Origin of the sequence: Ancylobacter aquaticus (genome assembly GCF_004339465.1) — a bacterium.
Taxonomy (GTDB): domain Bacteria; phylum Pseudomonadota; class Alphaproteobacteria; order Rhizobiales; family Xanthobacteraceae; genus Ancylobacter; species Ancylobacter aquaticus.
Genome location: NZ_SMFY01000002.1, coordinates 992936 through 1016314, shown reverse-complemented (window position 1 = coordinate 1016314; position 23379 = coordinate 992936). Strand labels below are relative to the sequence as shown.

At 63.2% G+C, this 23379-nt stretch carries 24 protein-coding genes and 1 tRNA gene; 7 read left to right on the top strand and 18 right to left on the bottom strand.

The window, feature by feature from the left end; translation table 11 throughout:
* Nucleotides 1-197: 197 nt before the first annotated feature.
* The 11 genes from EV667_RS14250 to EV667_RS14200 form a co-directional block, all read right to left on the bottom strand.
* Nucleotides 198-2270 (bottom strand): ATP-dependent helicase, encoded by a 2073-nt coding sequence (locus EV667_RS14250; RefSeq protein ID WP_131835967.1) that lies wholly within the window; start codon nt 2268-2270, stop codon nt 198-200.
* 154 nt (nt 2271-2424) lie between these two features.
* A complete protein-coding gene (locus EV667_RS14245) occupies nt 2425-2775 on the bottom strand; it encodes a hypothetical protein (RefSeq protein ID WP_131835966.1) in 351 nt (116 codons plus the stop codon).
* Nucleotides 2776-3106: 331 nt separating this feature from the next.
* Nucleotides 3107-3406 (bottom strand): HdeA/HdeB family chaperone, encoded by a 300-nt coding sequence (locus EV667_RS14240; protein WP_131835965.1) that lies wholly within the window; start codon nt 3404-3406, stop codon nt 3107-3109.
* Nucleotides 3407-3487: 81 nt separating this feature from the next.
* Nucleotides 3488-3793: an alkylphosphonate utilization protein gene (locus tag EV667_RS14235; protein ID WP_207907750.1), complete on the bottom strand. Its 306-nt coding sequence runs from the start codon at nt 3791-3793 to the stop codon at nt 3488-3490.
* Nucleotides 3794-3911: 118 nt separating this feature from the next.
* Nucleotides 3912-5744, bottom strand: a complete 1833-nt coding sequence (gene ilvD, locus EV667_RS14230; RefSeq protein ID WP_131835963.1) for a dihydroxy-acid dehydratase — start codon at nt 5742-5744, stop codon at nt 3912-3914.
* 87 nt (nt 5745-5831) lie between these two features.
* A complete protein-coding gene (locus EV667_RS14225; protein WP_131835962.1) occupies nt 5832-6140 on the bottom strand; it encodes a hypothetical protein in 309 nt (102 codons plus the stop codon).
* 258 nt (nt 6141-6398) lie between these two features.
* A complete protein-coding gene (locus EV667_RS14220) occupies nt 6399-6728 on the bottom strand; it encodes a hypothetical protein (protein WP_131835961.1) in 330 nt (109 codons plus the stop codon).
* A gap of 54 nt (nt 6729-6782) precedes the next feature.
* On the bottom strand, nt 6783-7016 hold the full coding sequence (locus tag EV667_RS14215) for a hypothetical protein (protein ID WP_131835960.1): 234 nt from the start codon (nt 7014-7016) through the stop codon (nt 6783-6785).
* Nucleotides 7017-7353: 337 nt separating this feature from the next.
* Nucleotides 7354-7917, bottom strand: coding sequence for a carbonic anhydrase (locus tag EV667_RS14210; RefSeq protein WP_245516150.1), 564 nt, complete (start codon nt 7915-7917; stop codon nt 7354-7356).
* A gap of 385 nt (nt 7918-8302) precedes the next feature.
* Nucleotides 8303-9292, bottom strand: coding sequence for a helix-turn-helix domain-containing protein (locus EV667_RS14205; RefSeq protein WP_165901612.1), 990 nt, complete (start codon nt 9290-9292; stop codon nt 8303-8305).
* Nucleotides 9293-9804: 512 nt separating this feature from the next.
* Nucleotides 9805-10530, bottom strand: a complete 726-nt coding sequence (locus EV667_RS14200; RefSeq protein ID WP_245516149.1) for a tyrosine-type recombinase/integrase — start codon at nt 10528-10530, stop codon at nt 9805-9807.
* Nucleotides 10531-10593: 63 nt separating this feature from the next.
* Here EV667_RS14200 and EV667_RS14195 point away from each other — a divergent pair, with 63 nt between their 5' ends.
* A complete protein-coding gene (locus tag EV667_RS14195; protein ID WP_131835956.1) occupies nt 10594-11703 on the top strand; it encodes an ABC transporter ATP-binding protein in 1110 nt (369 codons plus the stop codon).
* Between the two features lie 517 nt (nt 11704-12220).
* Here the strand turns inward: EV667_RS14195 and EV667_RS14190 are convergent.
* The gene (locus tag EV667_RS14190) at nt 12221-13150 is read right to left on the bottom strand and encodes a LysR substrate-binding domain-containing protein (RefSeq protein ID WP_131835955.1); all 930 of its coding nucleotides are present in this window, start codon (nt 13148-13150) and stop codon (nt 12221-12223) included.
* A gap of 426 nt (nt 13151-13576) precedes the next feature.
* Between EV667_RS14190 and EV667_RS14185 the strand changes: the two genes are divergently transcribed.
* The 3 genes from EV667_RS14185 (at nt 13577) to EV667_RS14175 (ending at nt 16449) form a co-directional block, all read left to right on the top strand.
* Nucleotides 13577-14167: a DUF308 domain-containing protein gene (locus EV667_RS14185; RefSeq protein ID WP_131835954.1), complete on the top strand. Its 591-nt coding sequence runs from the start codon at nt 13577-13579 to the stop codon at nt 14165-14167.
* A gap of 192 nt (nt 14168-14359) precedes the next feature.
* Entirely contained in the window at nt 14360-15751 is a 1392-nt protein-coding gene (locus EV667_RS14180) for an FAD-containing oxidoreductase (protein ID WP_131835953.1), read from the top strand.
* Nucleotides 15751-16449: an aspartate/glutamate racemase family protein gene (locus EV667_RS14175; RefSeq protein ID WP_131836355.1), complete on the top strand. Its 699-nt coding sequence runs from the start codon at nt 15751-15753 to the stop codon at nt 16447-16449. The genes EV667_RS14180 and EV667_RS14175 overlap by 1 nt, the downstream gene beginning before the upstream one ends.
* A gap of 45 nt (nt 16450-16494) precedes the next feature.
* Here EV667_RS14175 and EV667_RS14170 read toward each other — a convergent pair whose 3' ends face one another.
* The gene (locus EV667_RS14170; protein WP_131835952.1) at nt 16495-17355 is read right to left on the bottom strand and encodes a LysR family transcriptional regulator; all 861 of its coding nucleotides are present in this window, start codon (nt 17353-17355) and stop codon (nt 16495-16497) included.
* 162 nt (nt 17356-17517) lie between these two features.
* On the opposite strand from EV667_RS14170, the gene EV667_RS14165 reads away from it, so the two are divergent.
* The 3 genes from EV667_RS14165 to EV667_RS14155 all read left to right on the top strand — a co-directional run bounded on the left by EV667_RS14165 (nt 17518) and on the right by EV667_RS14155 (nt 19876).
* Nucleotides 17518-18342 (top strand): oxidoreductase, encoded by an 825-nt coding sequence (locus tag EV667_RS14165; RefSeq protein WP_131835951.1) that lies wholly within the window; start codon nt 17518-17520, stop codon nt 18340-18342.
* A gap of 50 nt (nt 18343-18392) precedes the next feature.
* Nucleotides 18393-19241, top strand: coding sequence for an alpha/beta fold hydrolase (locus tag EV667_RS14160; protein ID WP_131835950.1), 849 nt, complete (start codon nt 18393-18395; stop codon nt 19239-19241).
* A 104-nt stretch (nt 19242-19345) separates the two neighbouring features.
* Nucleotides 19346-19876, top strand: coding sequence for a VOC family protein (locus EV667_RS14155; RefSeq protein ID WP_131835949.1), 531 nt, complete (start codon nt 19346-19348; stop codon nt 19874-19876).
* A gap of 133 nt (nt 19877-20009) precedes the next feature.
* On the opposite strand, the gene EV667_RS14150 is transcribed toward EV667_RS14155, so the two are convergent.
* The 5 genes from EV667_RS14150 to EV667_RS14130 all read right to left on the bottom strand — a co-directional run bounded on the left by EV667_RS14150 (nt 20010) and on the right by EV667_RS14130 (nt 23149).
* Nucleotides 20010-20204 (bottom strand): hypothetical protein, encoded by a 195-nt coding sequence (locus EV667_RS14150; RefSeq protein WP_131835948.1) that lies wholly within the window; start codon nt 20202-20204, stop codon nt 20010-20012.
* Between the two features lie 37 nt (nt 20205-20241).
* Nucleotides 20242-20991 (bottom strand): SDR family oxidoreductase, encoded by a 750-nt coding sequence (locus EV667_RS14145; RefSeq protein ID WP_131835947.1) that lies wholly within the window; start codon nt 20989-20991, stop codon nt 20242-20244.
* 174 nt (nt 20992-21165) lie between these two features.
* A complete protein-coding gene (locus tag EV667_RS14140) occupies nt 21166-21465 on the bottom strand; it encodes an EthD family reductase (RefSeq protein ID WP_245516148.1) in 300 nt (99 codons plus the stop codon).
* A gap of 346 nt (nt 21466-21811) precedes the next feature.
* Entirely contained in the window at nt 21812-22339 is a 528-nt protein-coding gene (locus tag EV667_RS14135) for a GNAT family N-acetyltransferase (RefSeq protein WP_131835946.1), read from the bottom strand.
* A 734-nt stretch (nt 22340-23073) separates the two neighbouring features.
* A tRNA-Ile gene (locus tag EV667_RS14130) sits at nt 23074-23149 on the bottom strand.
* Between the last annotated feature and the right edge of the window lie 230 nt (nt 23150-23379).

Here is a 23379-nt window from a genome sequence, read left to right as displayed (position 1 = left end):
AACGGGCGTTCGCTTTCCCGCATGGCCGCCCCGCACGGTTTCCCCTCGCAGTCTCGCCCTCATGGCCGGGCTTGACCCGGCCACCCAGATTTCAGCCCTCGCGCCGGCAGCTCGGCTGCGTCCCCGGGTCAAGCCCGGGGGTGAGGGGCGGACGGGGCTGGGATGAGGGAAGGGCCGGGCATAAATCCATGGCCGCGCTATTTCCACATCGCCCGCATCCGCGCCCCGATATCGACAGCCGCGCGAGGTTCACCCGGTCGGCCGGCCATTTCCGCCTGCGCGGGCGGCCAGCTTGCCATGGCGAAGCGGCCGAGGATGGTGGGCGGGATGAAGCGGGTGCGGGCGGCGTAGACGTGGCGATCGCCGCGCGCCGCCTGGCCATGGGTGAAGAAGCGCTGCGGCAGCATCAAATGCAGGCTGTCCTTCGCCCGCGTCATCGCGACATAGAGCAGGCGGCGCTCTTCCTCGATTTCCTCGCGCGTGCCGGTGCCGAGATCGCTCGGGATGCAGCCATCAACCGCGTTGAGCACGAACACCGATTTCCACTCCTGCCCCTTGGCGGAGTGGATGGTGGAGAGGATGAGATAATCCTCGTCGCGGTGCGGCGGCCCGGCCTCGGCGCTGGTGGCGTCCGGCGGGTCGAGCGTCAGCTCGGTGAGGAAGCGGGCGCGCGAGGGGTAGCTCGCGGCGATCTGGCCGAGTTGCACAAGATCGGCCTGCCGGCTGCCGGCATCCTCGTGCAGGCGCTCCAGCAGCGGCTCGTACCACGCGCGCACCAGATCAAGTTCGCCCGGCCAGCCGGCGGCGTTCGCCTTGAGTTCGCGCGCCATGGCGAGGAAGGTGGGCCATTCCTGTTCGGCGCGGGGAGGGGGCGTGACCGCTTCCAGCGCCGGCAGCAATCCACCGGCGGCGTCGACCGCATCCAGAATGCGCGCGGCGGTGGCCGGGCCGAGGCCGGAGAGCAGGCGCAGCACCCGGAAGCCGGCAACGCGGTCGCGCGGGTTCTCGACAAAGCGCAGGACGCCGAGCACGTCCTTCACATGGGCGGAATCAAGGAATTTCAGCCCGCCGAACTTCACGAAGGGAATGTTGCGCCGGGTTAGCTCAACCTCCAGCGGCCCGCTGTGATGGGCGGCACGGAACAGCACCGCCTGCTGCTTCAGGGCGATGGCGTCCTCGCGGTTCTCCAGCACGCGGGTGGCGATGAAGTTCGCCTGCTCGATCTCGTCGCGCACGCTCACCAGCACCGGCCGCTCGCCCGTTGCGCGCTCGGACCAGAGGTTCTTGGCGTAGCGCTCGCTGGCAAAATCGATCACCGCATTGGCGGCGGCGAGGATGGGCTGGGTGGAGCGATAGTTCTGCTCCAGCATGATCGTTTCGGCACGGGGCGTGAAGTGGCCGGGGAAGTCGAGAATGTTGCGCACCGTGGCGGCGCGGAAGGAATAGATCGACTGCGCATCGTCGCCGACCACGGTCAGGCCGCGCCCGTCCGGCTTCAGCCCGAGCAGGATGGAGGATTGCAGCTTGTTTGTGTCCTGATACTCGTCGATCAGCACATGGTCGAAACGGCTGGCGACCTCGCCGGCCAGCGCCGGTTCGCCCATCATCTGTGCCCAGTAGAGCAGCAGATCGTCGTAATCGAGCACGTTCTGGCGCTGCTTGGCCTCGACATAGGCGGAGAAGATCGCCTTCAGCTCACCATTCCAGCCGGCACACCACGGGAAGCTGCGGCCGATCACCTCTTCCAGCTTCTGCTCGGCATTGACCGCGCGGGAATAGATGGCGAGCAGGGTCCCCTTGGTGGGAAAGCGCTTCTCGGTTTTGGAGAAACCCAGCTCATGGCGGATGAGGTTGATGAGGTCGGCACTGTCCTCGCGGTCGTGGATGGTGAAGTTCGGGTCGAGGCCTATGGCGAGCGCATGGTCGCGCAGCAGGCGGGCGCCGATGCCGTGAAAGGTGCCGGCCCAGGTCAGCCCCTCGGTGAGCGCCCTTGCATCGGGGCCGAGTACGCGCGCGGCGATGCGCTCCACCCGCCGCGCCATTTCCGCCGCCGCGCGGCGGGAGAAGGTGAGCAGCAGGATGCGGCGCGGATCGGCACGGTTGACAATGAGATGGGCGACGCGATGGGCGAGCGTGTCGGTCTTGCCCGAGCCCGCGCCGGCGATCACCAGAAGCGGCCCGCCAATCACCTCGCCGGCGCCGGCAATGCCATGTTCGACCGCCCGCCGCTGCTGCGGGTTGAGCCTGTCGAGATAGGCGGCGGGGTGCATGGGCGGACGAATCTCCGGGAGGGGATCTCCCGCCCAGAGAGCACGTTTCGCGTTTTGTTCGCAATCGCGGCCCGCTGTTGAGGGGGCCATCCCGACATGAAAAGGGCCGCCCCGGGGAGAGGGCGGCCTTTCCAGTAGCGCGAAGGTAGAGCGATCAGCAGGGGGTCTGCGTGCTGGTGCAATCGCGATCGGAGCTGGTGTCATCGGGCCGGTCGGCATTGGCCGGGGCGGTGCCGGCGGCATCCGTGCCCGTGGTGCCTCCGCTGGTGGTGTTGCGGCCCTCGGAAGAGCCCATGCCAGAGCCTGCGGCCGCCGGGTTCATGCCGCCAGCCTTGCTGTCGGTGGTGCCGGACGAGCCGGTCGCATTGCCGCCGGTATTGCCCGAGTCTGACGCGCCTGCGCTCGACGAGGCGCCGCCCGTGCCGCTGGACTGGGCAAAAGCCGGGGCGCTGAGGGCGAGCATGGCCGCGAGAACGGCCGCAGAAGTCGTCTTGGCGTTGATCATAGGATATCCTCCGGTTTGTGTGAGGAATAATCCCGAGAATTACGTATGGTTCCCCAGTCGTATAAGTTATTGCAGCGCTAATTTGTTACCTCTCGACTGCAATATGGTAGTTATAAAGGTTATTATTGGCTGTATATTACCGTAGATACATGATTATAGCACCGGCAAGGCGTCGTGTGGGGGAGGGTTCTTTCCGTCGGGGGCATAATTCGACAAGCGGAAACAACCGTCCGGCCAGCCTGCAAAGCAAGCTGGCCGGACGGTGAGTTCGCAATCATTATGCCGGAATACGCCTCACGGCTGCACGTGGCCGGAGAGGCGCCCGCCCGCGTCAGTCGCCGAACAGTTCGTCGGTTGCCGTGATCAGGCCGATGCTCGGATTGGCGGCGCAGTAATCGCCGAGCTTGCCGGCATTATCGACGAATTTGTCGGTGTCGATCACGGGCGGGGCGTCGACGTCCTTGTAATAGGCGTCGAGCCAGGCAAGCGTCAGCATGATCTCGGTCTTGTCGCTCTCCAGGAACTGCGCGCAGGTCGTGGTGGAGAGGTCGATCTTGTCCGCGAGAGCTGCGTGGGGCAGCCATGCGACGGCGGTGCTGGCAAGGACGAGGGCGCGAACGAGCTTTCTCATGGGTCAACCTGCGGGGGTGAGCGGTGGCACGGCCGACGCTACCATGCCACCGCGCGGCGCGCCACGCGGACGCCCCCCGATCTAACCTCGCTTGCGCACGAATTCGGTGCGCAGGACGAGGCCCTTGATGCCCTCGAAACGGCAGTCGATCTCTTCCGGGTTGTCGGTGAGGCGGATGGTCCTAATGACCGTGCCCTGCTTCAGCGTCTGGCCGGCGCCCTTTACCTTGAGGTCCTTGATGAGCACGACCGAGTCGCCGTCTGCCAGCACCGTGCCGGAGGCATCGCGCGCTTCCGGCGCGGTGGTGGTCGCCGCCTTCATTTCCGAGGCCGGGCGCCACTCGCCGGTGGCTTCGTCATAGACATAGGCATCGTCTTCGTCGGCCATGGCGGCCTCCATTTTTGGTCGTCTTCAGGGACGCATGCGAAAAAGGCGGAGCCGCACGGCCCCGCCTTCTGTGTCTTTTGGCCGGCTGAAGGCGCGCGCGCCTTCAGGAAGGTGCCGCTCAGGGGATCTGCCGGACAGCACCCTTTGCGGCGCTGGTGGCGAGCGCGGCATAGGCCTTGAGCGCGGTGGTCACGTTGCGCTTGCGCGGCGCCGCCGGAATCCAGCCATGGGCTTCCTGCTCCTCGCGGCGGGCGGCGAGCACGGCATCGTCCACCGCGAGATGGATACGCCGGTTAGGGATGTCGATCTCGATCACATCGCCCTCGCGCACCAGCCCGATGGTGCCGCCTTCCGCCGCTTCCGGCGAGACATGGCCGATGGACAGGCCCGAGGAGCCGCCGGAGAAGCGGCCGTCGGTGATGAGGGCGCATTCCTTGCCCAGCCCCTTCGATTTCAGGTAGCTGGTGGGGTAGAGCATTTCCTGCATGCCCGGCCCGCCGCGCGGCCCCTCATAGCGGATGAGGACGATCTGGCCCGGCTTCACCCGGTTGCCGAGAATGCCGGAGACGGCGTCGTCCTGGCTCTCGAACACGCGGGCGGTGCCGGTGAACTTCAGGATGCTCTCGTCGACGCCGGCCGTCTTCACGATGCAGCCATCCTCGGCGAGGTTGCCATAAAGCACGGCGAGGCCGCCATCCCTGGAGAAGGCGTGCTCGAGGTTGCGGATGACGCCCTTTTCGCGGTCGAGGTCGACGTCGTCATAGAGGGCGGACTGGCTGAACGCGGTCTGCGTCGGCACGCCGCCGGGGGCGGAGCGGAAGAATTCGTGCACCGCCTCGCTGCCGTTGCGCTTGACGTCCCAGTGCTCCAGCGCCGCGCCGAGCGAGGTGGCGTGGATGGAGCCGACCGAGGTGTCGAGAAGGCCGGCGCGGTCGAGTTCGCCGAGAATACCCATGATGCCGCCGGCGTGGTGCACGTCTTCCACATGCACGTCCGCCACGGCGGGCGCCACCTTGCACAGCACCGGCACCCGGCGCGAGAGGCGGTCGATGTCGGCCATGGTGAAGGGCACTTCGCCCTCATGCGCGGCGGCCAGCAGATGCAGCACGGTGTTGGTAGAGCCGCCCATGGCGATGTCGAGCGTCATCGCGTTCTCGAAGGCGGCAAAGCTCGCCACCGAGCGCGGCAGGATGCTGGCGTCGTCCTGCTCGTAATAGCGGCGGGCGAGGTCGACAATGGTATGGCCGGCCTCGACAAAGAGCCGCTTGCGGTCGGAGTGAGTGGCCAGCGTGGTGCCGTTGCCCGGCAGAGCGAGGCCCAGCGCCTCGGTGAGGCAGTTCATCGAATTGGCGGTGAACATGCCCGAGCAGGAGCCGCAGGTCGGGCAGGCCGAGCGCTCGATGACGGCGACATCCTCGTCGGAAATGCGCTCGTCGGCGGCGGCGACCATGGCGTCGACCAGATCGAGCGCCTTGGTCTTGCCGTTCAGCACCACCTTGCCGGCCTCCATCGGTCCGCCGGAGACGAACACGGTCGGGATGTTGAGGCGCAGCGACGCCATCAGCATGCCGGGGGTGATCTTGTCGCAATTGGAGATGCAGACCATGGCATCGGCGCAGTGCGCGTTGACCATGTATTCCACGCTGTCGGCGATCAGTTCGCGCGAGGGCAGCGAATAGAGCATGCCGTCATGGCCCATGGCGATGCCGTCATCGACCGCGATGGTGTTGAATTCCTTGGCGACGCCACCCGCCGCCTCGATCTCCCGCGCCACGAGCTGGCCGAGGTCCTTCAGGTGCACATGACCGGGCACGAACTGGGTGAAGGAGTTGACCACGGCGATGATCGGCTTGCCGAAATCGCCGTCCTTCATGCCGGTGGCGCGCCAGAGGCCGCGCGCGCCGGCCATATTGCGCCCATGGGTGGTGGTGCGGGAACGATAGGCGGGCATGGAATTCCTCCAAACTCTGTGCCGCGCTTATGCCCCCCGTCGGCGTATCGCGCAACCGTTTAGGAGGCGCCGGACCCCGGCATAGGCTCAGCGCGCCCGGAAGCGCCGATCGCGGCAGAGCTGCCCGACCAGACACTGCGCCTCGTCGCGGGTCGCTATCCAGGCCGGCTTGGAGCGTTTGGATGAACAATAGCCGGCATCGGTGACGAAACGGTCATAGAGGTTCGGTCCGGTGCCGATGACCACGGCCCCCTCGCGCTGCACCAGCGCCCGCGCCTGCCCGCAGCTCATGGCGAGCGAATTGGGCATGGCCTGGGCGAGGGCGGGCAGAGGAGGAGCGAGAAAGGCGACAGAGAGCGCCGCCAGAAATACTGAGCTGAAAGAGGGGGCGTGCATATCGGGCCTCGACGGGTCGCTATCCAGCGGTGGAGCGGCACGCGCCCCCGATGACTCGGGGTCACTCGGGCTACGGCCGCAGGTCAATGACTTCCGGGGTCAAGGAAGACTGAGCCACTGCCGAACACCAACGCATTTCCGCGTGACCGGCGGGCCCTGCCTCGCCGGCAAGGCTGCAAACGACCTGGACGGCCCCCGTAATCATCACCCGGGCGTGGCGTGGCGGCGACGCCGCCACTGCCTGGGCAGCCCCGGCTATTACTTCCGGCAGGCGGCCAGATAAGCCAGCATGCCGATCGTCAGCAGCCCGGCGAGCGCCACGGCGGGATGACGGCGAACCTGCGCCGCGACTTCGTCGGCGGCATACCGGGCATGGCTGCCGGCGCCCTCAAGCAGATCGGCGCCGTTTGCCGCTGCATAGTCGAGTGCTGCGCCCGCGCGGGCTGCACCGTGACGGGCATAGCGGTTGGCATAGTGGCGCACGCCATCGCTGCTCCGGCTCGCCAGCGAGCCCGCGAGAGTGGCGACGTCGCGGCGAAGGGCGTCCAGATCCTTGGAGATCGCGTCGAGTTCGGAGGTGCTGGCCATCATACTACTCCTGAGTTGGGTAGGAGCAACGCCCTGCGTTGCGGCAGGTTCCGTCTAGGCGGCGTGTCGCACCCCTGAAGATGCGCGTGGCAGGGGGCCGGCCTCGACGTCGATCTCGACCACCAGCCGGCGAATGTCGCGGCAGCCAGACATGACCGCCCAACCGTAAACAATGGCGGCGGCTTCGTCATAGGTCGGGATCACGGGGTGCAGCGTCATCGCCAGACGGCCCTGCGGACGGTCGAAGGCGATGCTGGATGGATCGACATCAAACTTGAGGGCGAGCATGCGAAGACCTCCCCATTGCAATGATCGTTAACAATTGGTGAACAGGAAGGTTCCGCGCCCAAGGGCGAGGCCAGCCGGCGGCGGCACTGAGGCCCCGTGAAATCGGTGGCGGGCCCGGACGATTTATTATTCGATAAATAAAACAGCAGCTTAGGACGTATTGAGTGTTGGCGTACCCATGCTGGTGAGGGGGCACATAATCGCCGTCGAGACGCACAGGCGCCGACGGCTCTGGCCTTGGCGCTGCGTTGGGAAGGTCCGGTTGGCGGCCGCGTAGATCTTTGGTCGCCAGACCGGTGCCCGTGCCAATTCGCGCTCCGTCAAGCGCAGGCTGGCACTAGAGAAAGGCAACCTTTCCTGTGGCGATGTCGTAAATGGCGGCTGCCGATGTGATTGTTCCCTTCTCGTGGAACTCCGCGAGAATCGGGCCTGAAGTCGCGGCAACACTGGCATTCAGCTGTGCGTTCTTGGCGGTTGCGGCGGCAAGCAGGTTGTCCGGATTGCTTGCCATGACGTCATAGACCGCCGGACGGATCGCATTGACCAGCCTCGGCAGATGGCCTGGCGGCAGGGTGTTGTCCTTGATGGACTTGATGGTGGCATCCACCGCGCCACAGGACGTGTGCCCTAGAACGAGGATTGCCCGAATGCCAAGAACAGCGGCTGCAAATTCCAGACTCGCGAGACCGTCCTCGTTGATGAAATTACCCGCAACGCGAATGACGAAGAGATCGCCCGGCCCCTGATCGAAGATCAATTCTGGCACGACGCGGGAATCGGCACACGTCACCACAGCGGCGAAGGGTTGCTGACCCATCGAGCGGTTGATGCGCCCGACGGAGTGGTCGGCGTTGATGGGCGCATTGGCGATGTAGCGCGCATTGCCTTCCTTCAGGCGCATCAACGCCTCCTCCGCCGAGTTGGGCCGGCCGTCAGGCGCCTGCGCGAAGGCAAGGCTCGAGGAGGATGCTGCGATCGTCAAAGCGAGGCCCCCCGCGAACAACCCGCGCCGGCTAATGGTGGCCTTTGAACATTCCTGACACATGTCTTGCCCCTGCTGAGTTTCACTAGGTGAGGTGGACCGAGGCTCTTGGCAGCGCCGGCTTCCGCGCCTCCGCCTCTAACGGGGTCCGTAGATATGAACGGACACGGGTTCGTCGCTGACGCCACGTCGATCGGGGCGACAGCTTCCGGGCACGGTAAGGACGTCCGCTGGGTGCAACTATCCGATTTCCGCAATCGGGATCGCGATAGGGACCAAATCCGATGCAGAGGCAGGGCCGGTTTCAGGAGGCGAGCGTCACCGACGGCGGCTCTCCGAAAGCTCGCCGGTAATCCTGCGCAAGCCGACCGAGATGAAGAAAACCGAAGCGCATCGCAACGCGGGTCACGGTCGTTCCTCGCGGGGACGAGACGCGAAGAACCGCCCGTACCCGGTTGAGACGGAGCAGGCGCAGATAGGCCATGGGCGACATGCCGATATAGTCGCGGAAGGCATATTGCAGCGTGCGCTCGCATACGCCGACCTCGCAGCATATGTCGAAGACGGTCGGCAGTTCGTCGCCTTCGAGCCGGTGTTCGGCGAAGTCGCGCGCCAGGCGGCAGATGTGAAACGAGCGCAGGTGAGCGGTGCGCGACGGCGGGGGATGCACCCCCTGGGCCAGCGTTGCGAGGTGTTGCGTCGCCTGCACCAGAAGATGGCGCATGGCGGCGTCATCGGGCGCTTCGCCACGCGCGGACGCCGCGTGAGCGACGGCGAAGCAGAGGTCGATGACTTCCCGCAACTCGGGTTTCTGCAGGGCCGCGAGTTGTCGAATTGTAGTTGGAGGGTGCTCCCATCCCCGAGGGTTGAGGACACGAGCGGCGCGCAGGAACTCCTGCTGGTCCAGGCTGATATAGTTGGTCTCCACTCCGGCCGGAACACGGAGGTCGAATTCGGTGTTGGCCGGCATGAAGAAGACGGTCTTGTCATCGCCTGCGCCGAGTTCGGAAAAGCGAAACGCTGGATTTGGCGTGCAGTAGGAGAGCGTGCAGATATTGAACGGCGTGAGGCCAAACTTCTGTATTGCGGCTTGCTGGCGTTCCCGAACGACCTGCTGGCAGTTGAGATCGAGACTATCCAATTGTGCGAGAATGTGACCCCTGCCAAGCTGGATGCATTCCATGGGTATCCAAGGCTGCAGGGCCGCCTGATGGTCCGCATGCTCGATCAGCGTGGAGCACGCTATGGGCGGTACGCCGCTCACGGCGTCATCAATCGAGCTGGCCTCGCGCAAATTCCCAGCCCTCCCTGCCGGCGCTACTCCCAGTCGGCGAATCGCTTCGTGCAGAACTTGCATCACGGCGACCCAAGCCGCTTTCGTGAGAAGACTGCATCAGAGGGGGTTTGAAAAGGGCATTGGTTCATTGCCATCGGCGCAGGAGCGTGGCTGGCTCTGCGATGGTGATGAGGGTTTCGGCGCCGGCGGTGATCTGCTCGTCGTCACGGACGAGGGAGCGGGAAAGACGCAATGCACTTTGGGGATCGCGGGTTCGTAGCGATATCTTCAACGTGCTTGGTACTGAGAATGGATGCAGTCGCTTGGAAATCGGCAATCGAAGATAGTAGATGCTCGTTTCGAGAAGGCTGCAAAAAGGTTGGATTGCGCACCGAGATGTACCACCGCGAGGCAGTTCATCTAAGTCGTTGATTTGTATGGATTTGGTGGGCCCGCCCGGACTCGAACCGGGAACCAGACCGTTATGAGCGCGCTTCTTCTGAGGCAAACCCGCATGAAACCGTGCGAAATCAAACGGTCTCGCTGCCCTCTGTTCTCGTTCGGTTCACGGGTTTCTTTGGCGTTTTGTTGGCGCCAACGGAAAGCGCGTGCGCGGCGCGCGCCATGTAGTCCGGATGGTGGTGCCCGTAGGTGCGCTCTACCAGCGCCGGCGACATGCCGACGAAGCTTGCCGCGTCCCAGATCGTCACGCCTGACTGCATGAGCCAGGTCACGGCGGTGTGGCGGAGGGTATGCGGCGTAACGCCGGGTTCGAGTCCAGCGAGTTCCACGGCGCGCGCCATTGCGACCTTCACCGACTTGATCGGCTGCCCACGATACTCGACGGGATATTCCTTGGAGACGCCCTTCTCCTTCCAGCGGCGCAGGTGCGCCAGCAGGCGCGTTGGGATCGGTGCCGGCGGCTGGCGCTTCTTCGTCGCGCGCGCGCCTTGCGCGAGGCGGTAGAAGACCCCGCGATCGAGATCGATGTAAGACCGGCCGGACGCAGCCGCCCAACTGGCTGAAGCGATGGCGCCGGCGCGGGTGCCCGTGTAGAGGCCGATTAGGATGAACCGAGCGAGGTGGCGCATGGTGTACTTGGCCGTGGGGATTGCTTCGCCCGGCAGGCCCTTGTGCGAGCGCTTCTGCTTTTCGCGGGTGCGCCAGCAGGCCCACAGCAAGGCTGCCGCCTCGTCGCGGGTGAGCCACCGCTCCCGTGCCGCGCCTCGCTCGGGCAGGTGCCCGGATGAGGACACCCAGCGGTCGATCTATGAGGCGTTGACCGCCCTCAGGCTCACCAAGATCAAGGTGGTGGTGGCATGAGGATCGAGGTCCACCACCAGGCCAATCACTCGGACGGGTACCGTGCCGCCCGGGTGCGCTCCCTCTTCAATGTCGAAAGCGCCGACGTGGCGCTCCGGGCCGATCTGGCGATTGAGGGCACTGATTGGTCTCTAGGGCTGATCGTCGGCCCATCCGGGTCGGGAAAGACCTCCCTCGGCGCGCATGTCTTCAACCCGTCGGCCATGTACGAACCGACCGGATGGCCTCACGACGACGCCATTGTCGAGGCCATCGGCCCCGACAGGCACATCGATGAGGTGACGGGCGCTCTGGCTGCAGTCGGCCTCGGCACCGTGCCGGCGTGGCTGCGGCCCTACCGGCTGCTGTCGAACGGCGAGCGATTCCGCGCGGACCTAGCGCGCATCATCTGCGAGCGACCGGCCGAAGTTGTCATCGACGAGTTTACGTCGGTGGTCGACCGCCAGATCGCACGCATCGGCGCTCTCGCCTTCGGCAAGGCATGGCGCCGTACCGGCGGGCGGGCCGTGCTGCTGTCCTGCCACTACGACATCATCGACTGGCTCCAGCCTGACTGGATATTCGACACCGCAACGGGGCGCTTCTCCGGGAGGGGTCTTCGACGACGTCCCCCGATCGAGCTCGACATCATCGAAACCGGCTGGGAGTGGTGGCCCCGTTTTGAGCCGCATCATTATCTGAAGCTGCCGAGGATGATCGCGGCGAACTGCTATGTCGGCTTCGTCGATGGCTCTCCTGTGGGGCATGTCGCCTTCTCAACCAGGCCGGGCCTCGTCGAGGCGCGCGCCAGCCGGCTTGTCATCATGCCGGAGTGGCAGGGCGCCGGCATCGGCCTGCGCTTCTTGAACGCCGTCTGTGGGCGCTGGCGCCGCGGGCTCAACCGCTATGGCCGGCCGATGCCGACCTTGTTTCACACCACGCATCCCGGGCTAGTGGCGGCGCTGCGCCGAGATCCCCTATGGGCACAGGTCTCATCTGGGTTCTGGGGCGGCGATAAGCGCCGCTCAGCCGCCTCGATGCGGCGCGCCGGCGTCGAGAGCGGACACGGCTACGGCGGTCATTGGCGGGCCGTGCGCGGCTTTCGATATGTCGAAGGTCTAGGATAGCCCTGACAGGCTCGGATCACCTAAGGCCCCGCTCTCCACATGGAGGGCAGGGCTTTCTTGCGTTCGGGTGGTAAAATGGCGAGCAAAGGCGGCAGGGCGCTGTGAGCTGTAGTTCGCAGCGTAGCGACGAGTGACCGGTTTGGGGCCGGTGGCAGACTGTCCGCTATTGAGGACTTCGAACGAGAAGCGGACATATCGCCGATGAACGTCCGAGGCCGAAACTGACTCGAAGCGGCCATGTCGGCCGCCCCGTGCGAACGGCGGCGTTGCGCCGCCATTACGGTCGTTCGGACAAAATTTAGTTGGCGATCGGACCCCAGTGAGCGTTCAATAGTGTATTCGGCAACGCGAAACTCGTCGGAGGCTGCCCAAATTATCCCAGATTTTCAAGTCGAACTGAAGTCTAGGACGGCGATTTATCCCAGGTGGAACCGTAAGGCCTGTCCTGTTTCATAGCTTTCGATCGCCGCGACGATCTCTGGAAGATCGCGCCGCGGCATCGCGTGATCGCCAGTCCTCAAGTAATGAAACTGGTAGCGACCTCTTCGAGCGTCCGTTCCATCCATAAGTGCCCAGGATCACTGTCGTTCCGCCGGTGCCAATAGAGCCGTTCCTCGATAATTGGCATCTCGAAGGGCACGGGAAGCGCCCTCACATTGTAGCGGTCGCCCTGCATGGCAACCAGCAGCGATGGCAGGATGGTCACCATATCGGTCCTGCCGATCGTATTCAAAGTGAGATGGAAGTTCGGCAGCCAACCGCATGTGTGCGGCTGCTTAGGCTGCTGCCGCCAAAGCTGCTCAGCGACTCCCGCGATCACGCCGCCGAACCTAGTCTCGATATATCCCATCCCACATAGCTCGTCGAAGGTAATGGTCTCCGCTCTGTGCGCATTATCTTTAGACATCGCTACAACGAACTTGTCAGTGAACAGCTTCTCCGATCGCATGAATTCATCATAAGCCTGCATTTTGTCGAGCAGTCTGGCTGAGATCGTGATTACGAAGTCAATCTGACCATCCAGAATGCGATCGGGGGTATCTGCCAACAACTCCTCGAAATGCACGCTGACCAGCGGAGCGATGTCCCGCAGCCGAGATATCAAATGCGTGGCCAGAAGCTCGCAGCAGTAGGTTGTCGCAGAAATTCGAAAAACACGTCGCGCCGCCGACGCGTCGAAGCTGGTCGACCGATCACTAAGCTCGCTGACTTGCAAGAGGATAGTCTTGACTGGGTCGGCGAGAGCGTGGCCTCTTTCGGTCAACTCGAGATTGCGGCCGATTTGCTCCAGCAGCGGATCGGCGAAATGGTGACGCAACTTCCGCAGCGCAGCGCTCATCCCGGGCTGAGAGATGTGAATGCGCTCCGCGGCTCTGGTGACATTCCTTTCTGTGAGGAGCGCATCGAGCGCAACCAGAAGATTGAGATCGAGCCCACGAAGATGCATCCGCTCCCCCAAATATGCGCCAATAAGGGCGAGGGTTTCCAGTTGTTAGGTCCGTCTAGATCTAAGGCAAATAAGCCACCGGGTCAGCACCCGCCGGCCTCGTTTTGTAGCGATATAGCCGGCTTGCCTTTTCAGGTTGGCGGCGAGAGGGCGGCGATGAACCTGAATAACGCAGGCAACGCACGCGCATGAAAAGCTTTGGGCGCTTGAGAACGACGATCTCTCAATTCAGACAGTGAGTCCTGTCTGCCGACATCGTGGGAGCGTTGGCGAATGACAAATGGACTCGTCGCCGCGCGGCAAGGGCTGATGATCAAGTGACCCTGCGAGGAATATCTGAGCTGAATTGCTGGTATTCGAACAAACGATTTCCGCGCCGACGATCCGTCTCCTATCTGGCTGGCAGACAATTTTAGGAGACTAAACATGGTTACGCAGACGGTCCAACACCAACCCGCCCAGTCCGCCTCAGGCTGGCTCAAGCGCTATTATTTCACCCGGTTCGCTTTCTCGACAGCCTGGGTCCTGATCGCTATTTCAGTCGCCACGAGCAATCCCTCACTCGCCGCGGTCATGCTCGTCGCCTATCCCGCTTGGGATGCTATCGCCAACTTTATCGATGCCCAGCGCAGCGGGGGCCTCCGCCGCAACAAGTCGCAGTTGCTCAACTTCATCTTCAGCAGTCTCACCGCAATCGCCGTCGCCATCGCACTCGGCAGCAGCTTGAACAGCGTGCTGGTCGTCTTTGGCATCTGGGCCGGCTTCTCCGGTATCTTCCAGCTCGCCACCGCCATTGGCCGCTGGAAATCCTTCGGCGCCCAGTGGGCAATGATCCTGAGCGGCGCCCAGTCCGCCCTTGCAGGCGTCTTCATGATCTTCATGGCCCGCGGACCAGACCCGGTCGGCATTGCCAACATCGCCCCCTACGCAGCGTTCGGCGCGTTTTATTTCGCCATCTCGGCCATATGGCTCACCATCAGCGATGCCCGAAAAGACAGGCTTCGCACCGCGAGCTAAGTCTCGGCGCCGGCCACGCCTTCGGGCCTCAGCTCTGGCCCCGGCCCATGTGCGCTGCTTCTAAACCCGAGCGGCAGCGCACATCCCAGCACCCGAGTTGCCAACGCTTCATCCGAACACCTGAGGACATCGCCATATGCCGCGATACCGCCATATGTACCCATTGACCGCGACCACTTGGGAGTAATCTTTATGAGCATACGCGAATTCGACGCGATCATCATCGGCGCCGGTCAGGCGGGCCCGTCGCTCGCCGGCAGGCTGAACGATGCCGGCATGAGGGTGGCGATCATTGAGCGCCACCTCGTTGGCGGCACCTGTGTCAACACGGGCTGCAAGCCCACCAAGACGCTGATCGGGAGTGCCTACGCTGCGCACACCGCGCGTCGAGGCGGGGACTATGGCTTCACATTAAAGGGACAGGTCGCAATCGACATGCCCGCTGTCGCGGCACGCGCCCGGAAGGTGATCCTCGACTCACGAGCGGACAACGAGACATGGCTCGCTGGTATGGCCAATGTCGAGCTGATCCGCGGCCATGCCCGCTTCGTGAGCGCACACACCGTCATGGTGGATGGCGAAGAGTTGACGGCGCCCCGCATCTTCATCAACGTCGGCGGGCGGGCCGTCATGCCCCCCATGCCAGGGGTGAGGGACGTGCCCGTAATGACCAACACTGACGTGGTCGCGCTCGACACCCTCCCGCGCCACCTGATCGTGGTCGGCGGCAGCTATATCGGCCTCGAATTTGCGCAGATGTACCGGCGTTTCGGTGCGGAGGTCACGATCATCGAACGTATGGATCGGCTGATCGCGCGAGAGGATCCGGACATCTCCGAAGAAGTTCGGGCGATCCTCGAACGCGAAGGCATCACTGTTCGGACTGGAGCCGACTGCGTTGGCTTCAAGCGCCATGGCGGCGACATCGCCGTTTCGGTCGACTGCGAGAAAAATGATGCGCCAGCGATCGGGAGTCATGTCCTGATGGCGGTCGGCCGCAGGCCCAATACCGATGATCTTGGGCTTGAAGCGGCCGGCATTGCGACGGACGCGCGCGGCTACATCATCGTCGACGACCGCTTGCAGACCAATCTTCCGAATATCTTCGCGCTCGGCGACTGCAACGGCCGCGGGGCCTTCACCCACACCGCGTATAACGACTTCGAAATCGTCGCCGCCAATCTACTCGATGGCGAGGATCGTCGCGTCAGCCAGCGGATGACCGGCTACGCCCTCTACATCGATCCTCCGCTCGGCAGGGTCGGAATGACCGAGACCGAGGCGGCGAAGAGCGGCCGGCGGCTGTTTCACTCCAAGCGCGCCATGGTCCGCGTCGGCCGCGCGGTTGAGAAGGGCGAGACTCAGGGGTTCATGAAGGTGATAGCCGACGCCGACACCCGCCGCATCCTCGGCGCGGCGATACTGGGAACGAGCGGCGACGAGGCGATCCACGGCATTCTCGACATGATGAATGCCGACCAGCCGATCGAGCAGTTGCGCTGGGCGGTGCCGATCCACCCCACCGTGTCGGAATTGATCCCGACATTGCTGCTCGGTCTTCAGCCCTGGAAAGGAGAGGCATGATGCGCATGATCGGGCTTATCGGGGGTATGAGTTGGGAGAGCTCGGCGGAGTACTATCGCCTCCCTAACGAAGGCGTTCGCGCGCGCCTGGGTGCGACCGCTTCGGCCCGTTGCCTGCTATGGTCGTTCGACTTTGCGGAAATCGAGGCGCTGCAACATGCCGGCGACTGGAGCCGCCTCACGGAGCGGATGGTGGACGCCGCACGGCGGCTGGAGGCGGCCGGAGCGGACCTGCTTCTGATCTGCACAAATACTATGCACCGGATGGCGCCTGACGTGCAAAGCGCGGTTCGCATTCCGCTGATCCACATCGCCGATTCCACTGCGGAGCGGATCGTGGCCGCCGGTTTGCGAAAGGTCGGGCTGCTCGGCACGGCGTTCACGATGGAGCAGGACTTCTACAAGGGGCGGCTGACCGAACGCTACGGTCTTGAGGTGATCGTTCCCGACGAGGAGGACCGCGCGACCGTCCACCGGATCATTTATGACGAACTGGTCGCAGGTCGCATTGAATCCTCGTCGCGCGAGGCCTACCGGGCGGTGATCGCGCGTCTTGCCGGTGCCGGCGCCCAGGCGGTGATCCTTGGCTGCACCGAGATCATGCTGCTCGTCGGGCAGGAGGACAGCCCCGTGCCGATCTTCGACACGACGGCCATCCATGCGGCAGCGGCGCTCGATCAAGCGCTGAGCCAGCGCTGATCTTGTCGTTTCTCCGGGAACCTTGAGTCATTTCAGGGCCGCGCATCATGCGGTAGCGTTCACGAGATGGTTCGACACCGTCGAGATGAACGCGCGAAGACGCTTAAGACGCCGTAGGTCCCGGTGGTATCCCATCCAAATCTCTCGCGTTGGCGGGGGCGTCGGCAGGTCCAGTCTACGAATGCCGGGGATCTGATTGCCGACCACGTGGGGTAGGACGGCAATGCCGACGCCTTGCCTGCACATGCGCCCCTGGACGTTGCGGTTGTTTGATCGCAGGACCGGTCTCGCGTTGGGGAAACTCTCGATGAGCCACGCGATGTCAGGGAAATGGCCCGTGGATGTTTCATGGGTGATCAGCCGGAAACCGGTCCCATCGCCATATTTGGGATCAGCCGCCTCCTCGGCGATGTAGACGCCGTATTCGAGTCTGAAGAGCCGCCGCTGAACGACATCGGCAGTGTCGAACGGAACGATACGAAAAGCGACGTCGGCCTCCCGTTGGGAAAGGTTGAACAGACGCGTGCCGGTCAGGATCTCGACGTCGACATTGGGATAGGCCTTTGAGAAATCCGCCAGGATGGGGGGGAGCACATAGGCCCCAAACCAATCCGCTGACGAAATGCGGAGATTGCCTTTGAGAGTCTGCTCCTGCCCCGCAAGCCGGCGCTCCATGGCCAGCGCGCCTTCTTCCATCTGCTCCGCCAACGCGATGATCCCGTGGCCCTCTTCGGTCAGGACAAGACCGTCCGCCGTGCGCTGGAAGAGCGTGTGACCGATCGCCTGCTCAAATGCACGCAGGCGCCTGCCGACGGTCGGATGGCTTATCCGAAGTGACCGAGCGGCACCACCGAGCGTGCCGGATCGCACAACAGCGAGAAAGATCCTGACGTCGCTCCATTCCATCGCGACCACCCCCGCACAAAACTGAACGCCGAGAGTGCAGTTATATCACTTAACTAACAAATCTAAGAACCTAGATTCCCGCCATCGCCTGGGGCGCGTCCTTCTGCGGATTCCGCCGCCACGTGAGGGCGCTTCTTGGTGAAACAACTCGGAGAGGAAGTTATGAAAACCTGGCTTATCACAGGCTGTTCGAGCGGCTTCGGCAAGCGGCTCGCGCTCGCTGCGGCACAGCGCGGCGACCGGGTTATAGCGACGGCGCGCAACGTCCGGACGATCGAGAAGATGGCCGAACCTTTCGGCGATCGCATGATCACTATGCCGCTCGACGTGACCGATGCGGCGGCAGCCAAGGTAGTGGTCGCTAAGGCGGTCGAGACCTTTGGCGGGTTAGACGTGCTCGTGAACAATGCCGGCTACGCACTGTTCGGCGCGATCGAGGAAGGCACGCCTGAAGAATATCGGCCGATGTTCGATGTAAACGTCTTCGGTCTGATCGAAATCACCAGAGCCGCGCTACCCCACCTACGACGTTCGGGCGGAACGATCGTCAACATGTCGTCCGGTGCGGGTATCGAGGGCCGCGGCGGCGGAGGCTATTACCACGCCGCCAAATTCGCCGTGGAAGGAATTTCCGAAGCGCTCGCCGGTGAGCTGAAGCCGTTCGGAGTTCGCGTGCTGATCGTCGAGCCGGGACCCTTTCGCACCGATTTCCTTGGCCGATCGATCATGATGGCGGCCAACGAGATGCCCGAATATGCCGCAAGCTCACGCAAACACTATCGCGAAACCAGCAACGGCAATCAGGCAGGCGATCCCGACAAGGCGATCGCAGTGATCCTGAAGGCAGTCGATGCCGAGGACGCCCCGCTCCATCTGCCGCTCGGCCCGGCCGCGCACGCGATCGCCGAGCGGAAGCTGGCGGCCTTCCGCAGCGACATCGACGCTTGGCGTGACATCACGATCGCCACCGATTTCGACCAGCCCTGAGGCCTGCGGCGAACTCTATTTGACCGTCAACATTTGATTGGAAAGCGATCATGATCGCAGCATTGAAGGGGTTCACCCAGCAACTGGTGCAGGTGAATGGCATCAAGATCAACGCCGTCATGGGGGGCTCAGGCCCGCCGATCCTTTTGCTTCACGGCTGGCCGGAAACATGGTGGGAATGGCACCATGTGATGCCGCTGCTGGCCGAGCATTTCAGCGTGGTGGCTATCGATCTGCGCGGCGCAGGTTTTTCCGACTGCCCGCAGGGCGGCTATGACAAGGCGACGATGGCGCGCGATGCGCATGAAGTGATGCTTGCCCTTGGGCATGAACGCTACGCCGTGTGCGGGCATGACATCGGCGGAATGGTCGCCTTGCCGCAGGCCGCCCTCTATCGAGAGGCTGTTACACACCTGGCCGTCCTCGACGTTCCACTTCCTGGTTGGACGCAATGGGAGTCGACGATGGCAAGGATCTGGCACTTCAGTTTTCATATGAACCGGGACCTACCCGAGCGCCTGATCCATGGCCGTGAATATGACTATGTTTCGACCTTCATGGCTGAGCGGTTCTACGATCACAGCACTTTCAATCCGGCGGACATCGAGATCTACGCGAAAGCGATGGCACTTCCCGGCCGCACCCGTGGCGGCATGGAATGGTATCGAGCCCTCGCGGCCGACCACGCCGCCGCGCTCGAGTATAAGAAGCAACCTCTCAAGATACCCGTACTTGGCATGGGCGGCGACCAGCGGTTCGGTGCGCAGATGGTGCCGATGCTCAAGGAGTTCGCCACCAATGTGACGGGTGGCCCGATCGCGCGGTGCAGCCACTATGTCGCTGACGAGCGGCCGGATGAAGTCGCGGCCGCCCTGATCGATTTCCTCAAGATCAACTGAAACTCCGCGCCCGCGCCATCGTGGGCCAGGTGGATCGCGAGGTTGCGGGCGAATTGCGCCTGCAGCTATCGCGATAGATCGAATAGACAGCAAAGGAGAATGTCATGACCGCACCCGTCATTCGCGGCGTCAATCATATCGGCATCACGGTGCCCGACATCGAAGCGGCAAAATCGTTCCTGGTGGAAGCTTTTGGCGGCCAGGTGATCTATCAGTCCTTCGGACCGCAGGACCCTCCGCGGCAGGGACCCGAATTCGAGCGGGCCACCGGCGCTTTTCCCGGAACTGTCGTCCGCGCGCAGGCCATGGTCAAAATCGGAACCGGACCTGACATCGAGCTCTTTGAAATGCACGGCCCCGAACAAGCGCAGCCCGTTCGCGCCAGCGACTTCGGCATTACGCACTTCGGCGTTTACACCGACGACATCGACGCTTCGGTTGAGCGCTTCGAAAAGGCTGGAGGTACCGCGCTTACCGCACCGCGCGCTATTCCCTACGCAACCGAAAAAGGTGCGGGAAACAAAGTCTGCTATTGCCGCATGCCATGGGGCACGACGATGGAATTCATCACCACGCCGGACCGCATGGCCTATCATGACGAGACGGGTCTGCGCAGGTGGCAGGACGAGGACTGAACGCCCAGGAAAGCGGCAGCAACGGTGACGTTGATGCGTGTTGGGCGCGGCCTCTATCTCAACATAGGCCGTATAACGCGGGACGACCGAGAAGTGGCCGTCGAGATAGTTCAATATCGCTTCGAGGTTCCGGTCAGCCGGTCGCCGTCGATGAAAGAGCGTTCGCTCGCCACTGTCCGGCTGCGATGGCCTCGCGATGGATGAGGTGATCGACGGTCGGTCCGGCCGATAGCGACATCGGCCGGCTGGTCGCCTGCCGATTGCTTCTTGAGGAATTGACGATGAGCGGATCGGTATAGATGCCGTCATCGGCGATCGGCGCTTCCATGCAGCAACACGGCCGATATCTGCGCTGTGCTCAACCTTTACGCAGCGATGCCGCCATCGACAAGGATACCCGAGCCAGTGACGTACGCGGCCCCCGGTCCGGCGAGAAACGCGACGGCCTCGGCAACCTCCCGGGTCTTGCCGTAGCGAGCGATCGAGAGGCTCGGTAGAATAGAAGGCGCGAGAGGTCCGTCGGCGGGGTTCATGTCGGTGTCAATCGGGCCGGGTCGAACCAGATTGACGGTGATCTCGCGAGAGCCCAGCTCCCGAGCCAGACCGCGGGTGAAGCTCTCCAACGCGGATTTGGTCGCCGCATAGACGGCGATGCCCGCAAAGGGGACGGACAGGCCAGCGTTGCTGCCCACAGAGATGATCCGGCCGCCGCTGGGGATATGTTTCAGCGCAGCCTGCGTGATCACGAAAACTCCACGGACGTTGACGTTCAGCTGCAACTCTATCTCCTCCAGGGGCTGCTCTAGAAAGGAGCCCGGAAGCAGCACGCCGGCATTGTTGACCAGGATGTCGAGTCCGCCGAGCTGGAGTACGGTCTGCTCGACTGCGTTCCTAGAGGCTTCCGGGCTGGCGGCATCCGCCTGAATTGCCACGGCGTTGCGCCCTAGGGTCTGCATCTCGGCCACCAACGCCTCGGCCTTAACGGCCGACTTCTCGTAGGTGATGGCGACATCGGCGCCGTCCTCGGCCAGTTTCAGCGCGATGGCCGCGCCGATGCCGCGCGCGGCTCCAGTGACCAGCGCGCGCTTGCCAGCCAGAGGGGTAGGACTGTTCATGATGCACTCCTTCGAATGATCTATGTCGTTCGGTACGGTCGGGACGTTGCAGATGCTGACATCCCGGTGCTTATGATGGGCGGGCGGCCGCTCATGTGCTGACAGCCTCGGGTGTCCCAGCTCCCACCGGGCGCTGGGTTGTCGATGTTTACTGCGGTTGCGGAAGAGGCTCAGTCAGGCCGAAAAGCCGATGGTCCTGGATACCCTCGCGTCAGTGAAGCGGGGAACGTCCGCCATCACTGTCTCTGTTTCGCGAGAGGCGAGCGCCGCGTGTATCGCGGCTTTGTCGCGGAAATTGTAGATTCCGATGGCGACATCCGGGGCGTCGGCGTCGCGGGGAAAGAAAGCGGAGGCGCTTTTCAAGCCATACTGCCGCCAGCATTCAAGCGCCAATGGCAGATGAACGTTAATATAGTAGTCGCGATCGAAAAATAACCCGCCCGTGCAGGTCACTATCATGATTTCATTCGTCATGACGATTATGTGGACTAGGCAGCCTCGAGCGTGAACTTACAAAATTGCATTGTCTCCGTTCAAAATTGTGCTGGCCAATGGCTTAAGCCACATACGATTGCCGTCCGTTTTCGTGCGGACGGCGTTCGAGGCCGCTGAGGGCCGAGACCTAACGGCCAGCGCAAGGCTGGCGAACCAGCTTTGGTCGGATTTCGGCAGAACTTGAGCTGGAGATGATGTTGCTGGTTAGGGCACGACTTAAGTATCGCGTCGACAAATAATATATCGACGATGTATGTCTCGCGTGCCTCACAGGCTGCTGTGCCTGAGAAGGTCGACAGTACGATAATTGTATCTGAACATTTATCTAGAGCGGCCGCCGGGCGGCGTAAACAAGGCGGTCGCCGCGTTGCGCGTCGAGGACATTACTATGAAAATCCATGCCGATTTTCTTCAAGACAGCGATCGATGCATTGTTCTTTGGAGAGGCCAGAGCGAGTATGCGTGGCAGTCCCAGAACGTGAAATCCGTAATGGAGCTGTCCGCGACCGATCTCGGTAGCATATCCACGACCCCAAGCGGAGCGCCGCAAAACAAATCCTAGCTCAAAATCGGGTTTTCCAAGCGCAGCACACTGCAACAATCCCGCGAAGCCGACCACTTGCTGGGTGTCTCGTTCGACGAGGACGCCAAGTCCTCTTTTGCCGCTGCCATTATCGAAGCTGCGATCTATAAATCTAATTGACTGCGAGAAAGACATCGGCCCGCCGAAAAGGGCAGCCGCCATGACTGCTGCGTCGGAGAGAACGTGATCGTACAAGACCTGAATGTCGGCCGAAGCCAGGCTGCGTAAAATTAGCCGCGGCGTTACAATAATTTCTGCGGACCGATGCATCGCGATGTCCCAGGTCTCAGTGTGGACTGGCTGACCGAATCAATATCTAGGGTTGAAATACGCGTAGGTTGCTTACCCGCAAGTCCCTCATGACGTGTGCGCAGCATGTGCACCAACCGTTCGTCCTGCTGCCCGACTATCAGGACATGAGGATCGCTTCTGGCGAAGGTGCCAACGTGTCCCAACTCGCTGATGTCCGCTTATGGGCCGTGGCCGTTGCCAGATCAATGACCGAGATGAGGGCGCAAAGCCGCCGCTCGCAACGGCCTGCCGAGATGGTGCTCCGGGGTAACAGATGCGGCCCGCACGTCACCACTTCGAAGCACGGACGTGCTGAATCGTCATCGGCGGCATTGACTCATTCTGGTGGTGTTCTTCCTATGTTCGCATGAGCGAGCCGAGCCCTCTCGTCGGATTTCAATGTCGATGCGGTCATCGCACGGTCTATGTGCGCGCCGCCGCGATGGAGCTTCTCGCTCGTCCCGGCGAGACCATTCATGACGTCCTGCTCAGGATGCGCTGCCGGACCTGCGGAGAGCGTGTGCCGGACGGCCCGTTTCCGTTCGCATCCACAGCGGAAAGCAATTCCTGGTGCGGCACCGATCGCTCAATCAGCCGACAGTTCAAGCGTGAGACGCCGTAGCTGCTGCTGGGCAATGAGGGTTTCATTGGCGGATTCGTTGGCGCTGCGGATGGTCGGGGATTGGCCGCCAGCCGCAAACCGTTCAAAAGATTGGTGGGCCCGCCCGGACTCGAACCGGGAACCAGACCGTTATGAGCGGTCGGCTCTAACCATTGAGCTACAGGCCCGGCCGGCGGCGCTGTGGAGCGGCGCGGGCGGGGGAAACTAGCAAAGGGTTGCGTCCGCGCCAACCACGTCGCGTCGGCCGTCCACCTTGGCGTGAGGGCGGCGGGGCCGATCCGGCGGGGGAGGCCGGGTGCGCAGGGCGGGTGCGAACCGCTGCCGCTCGGTGCGGGGCGGCTGCCGCCATGCGGGTGGCCGCCTGCAGGCGCGGCCTGCGGGAGAGAAGCGACACGTC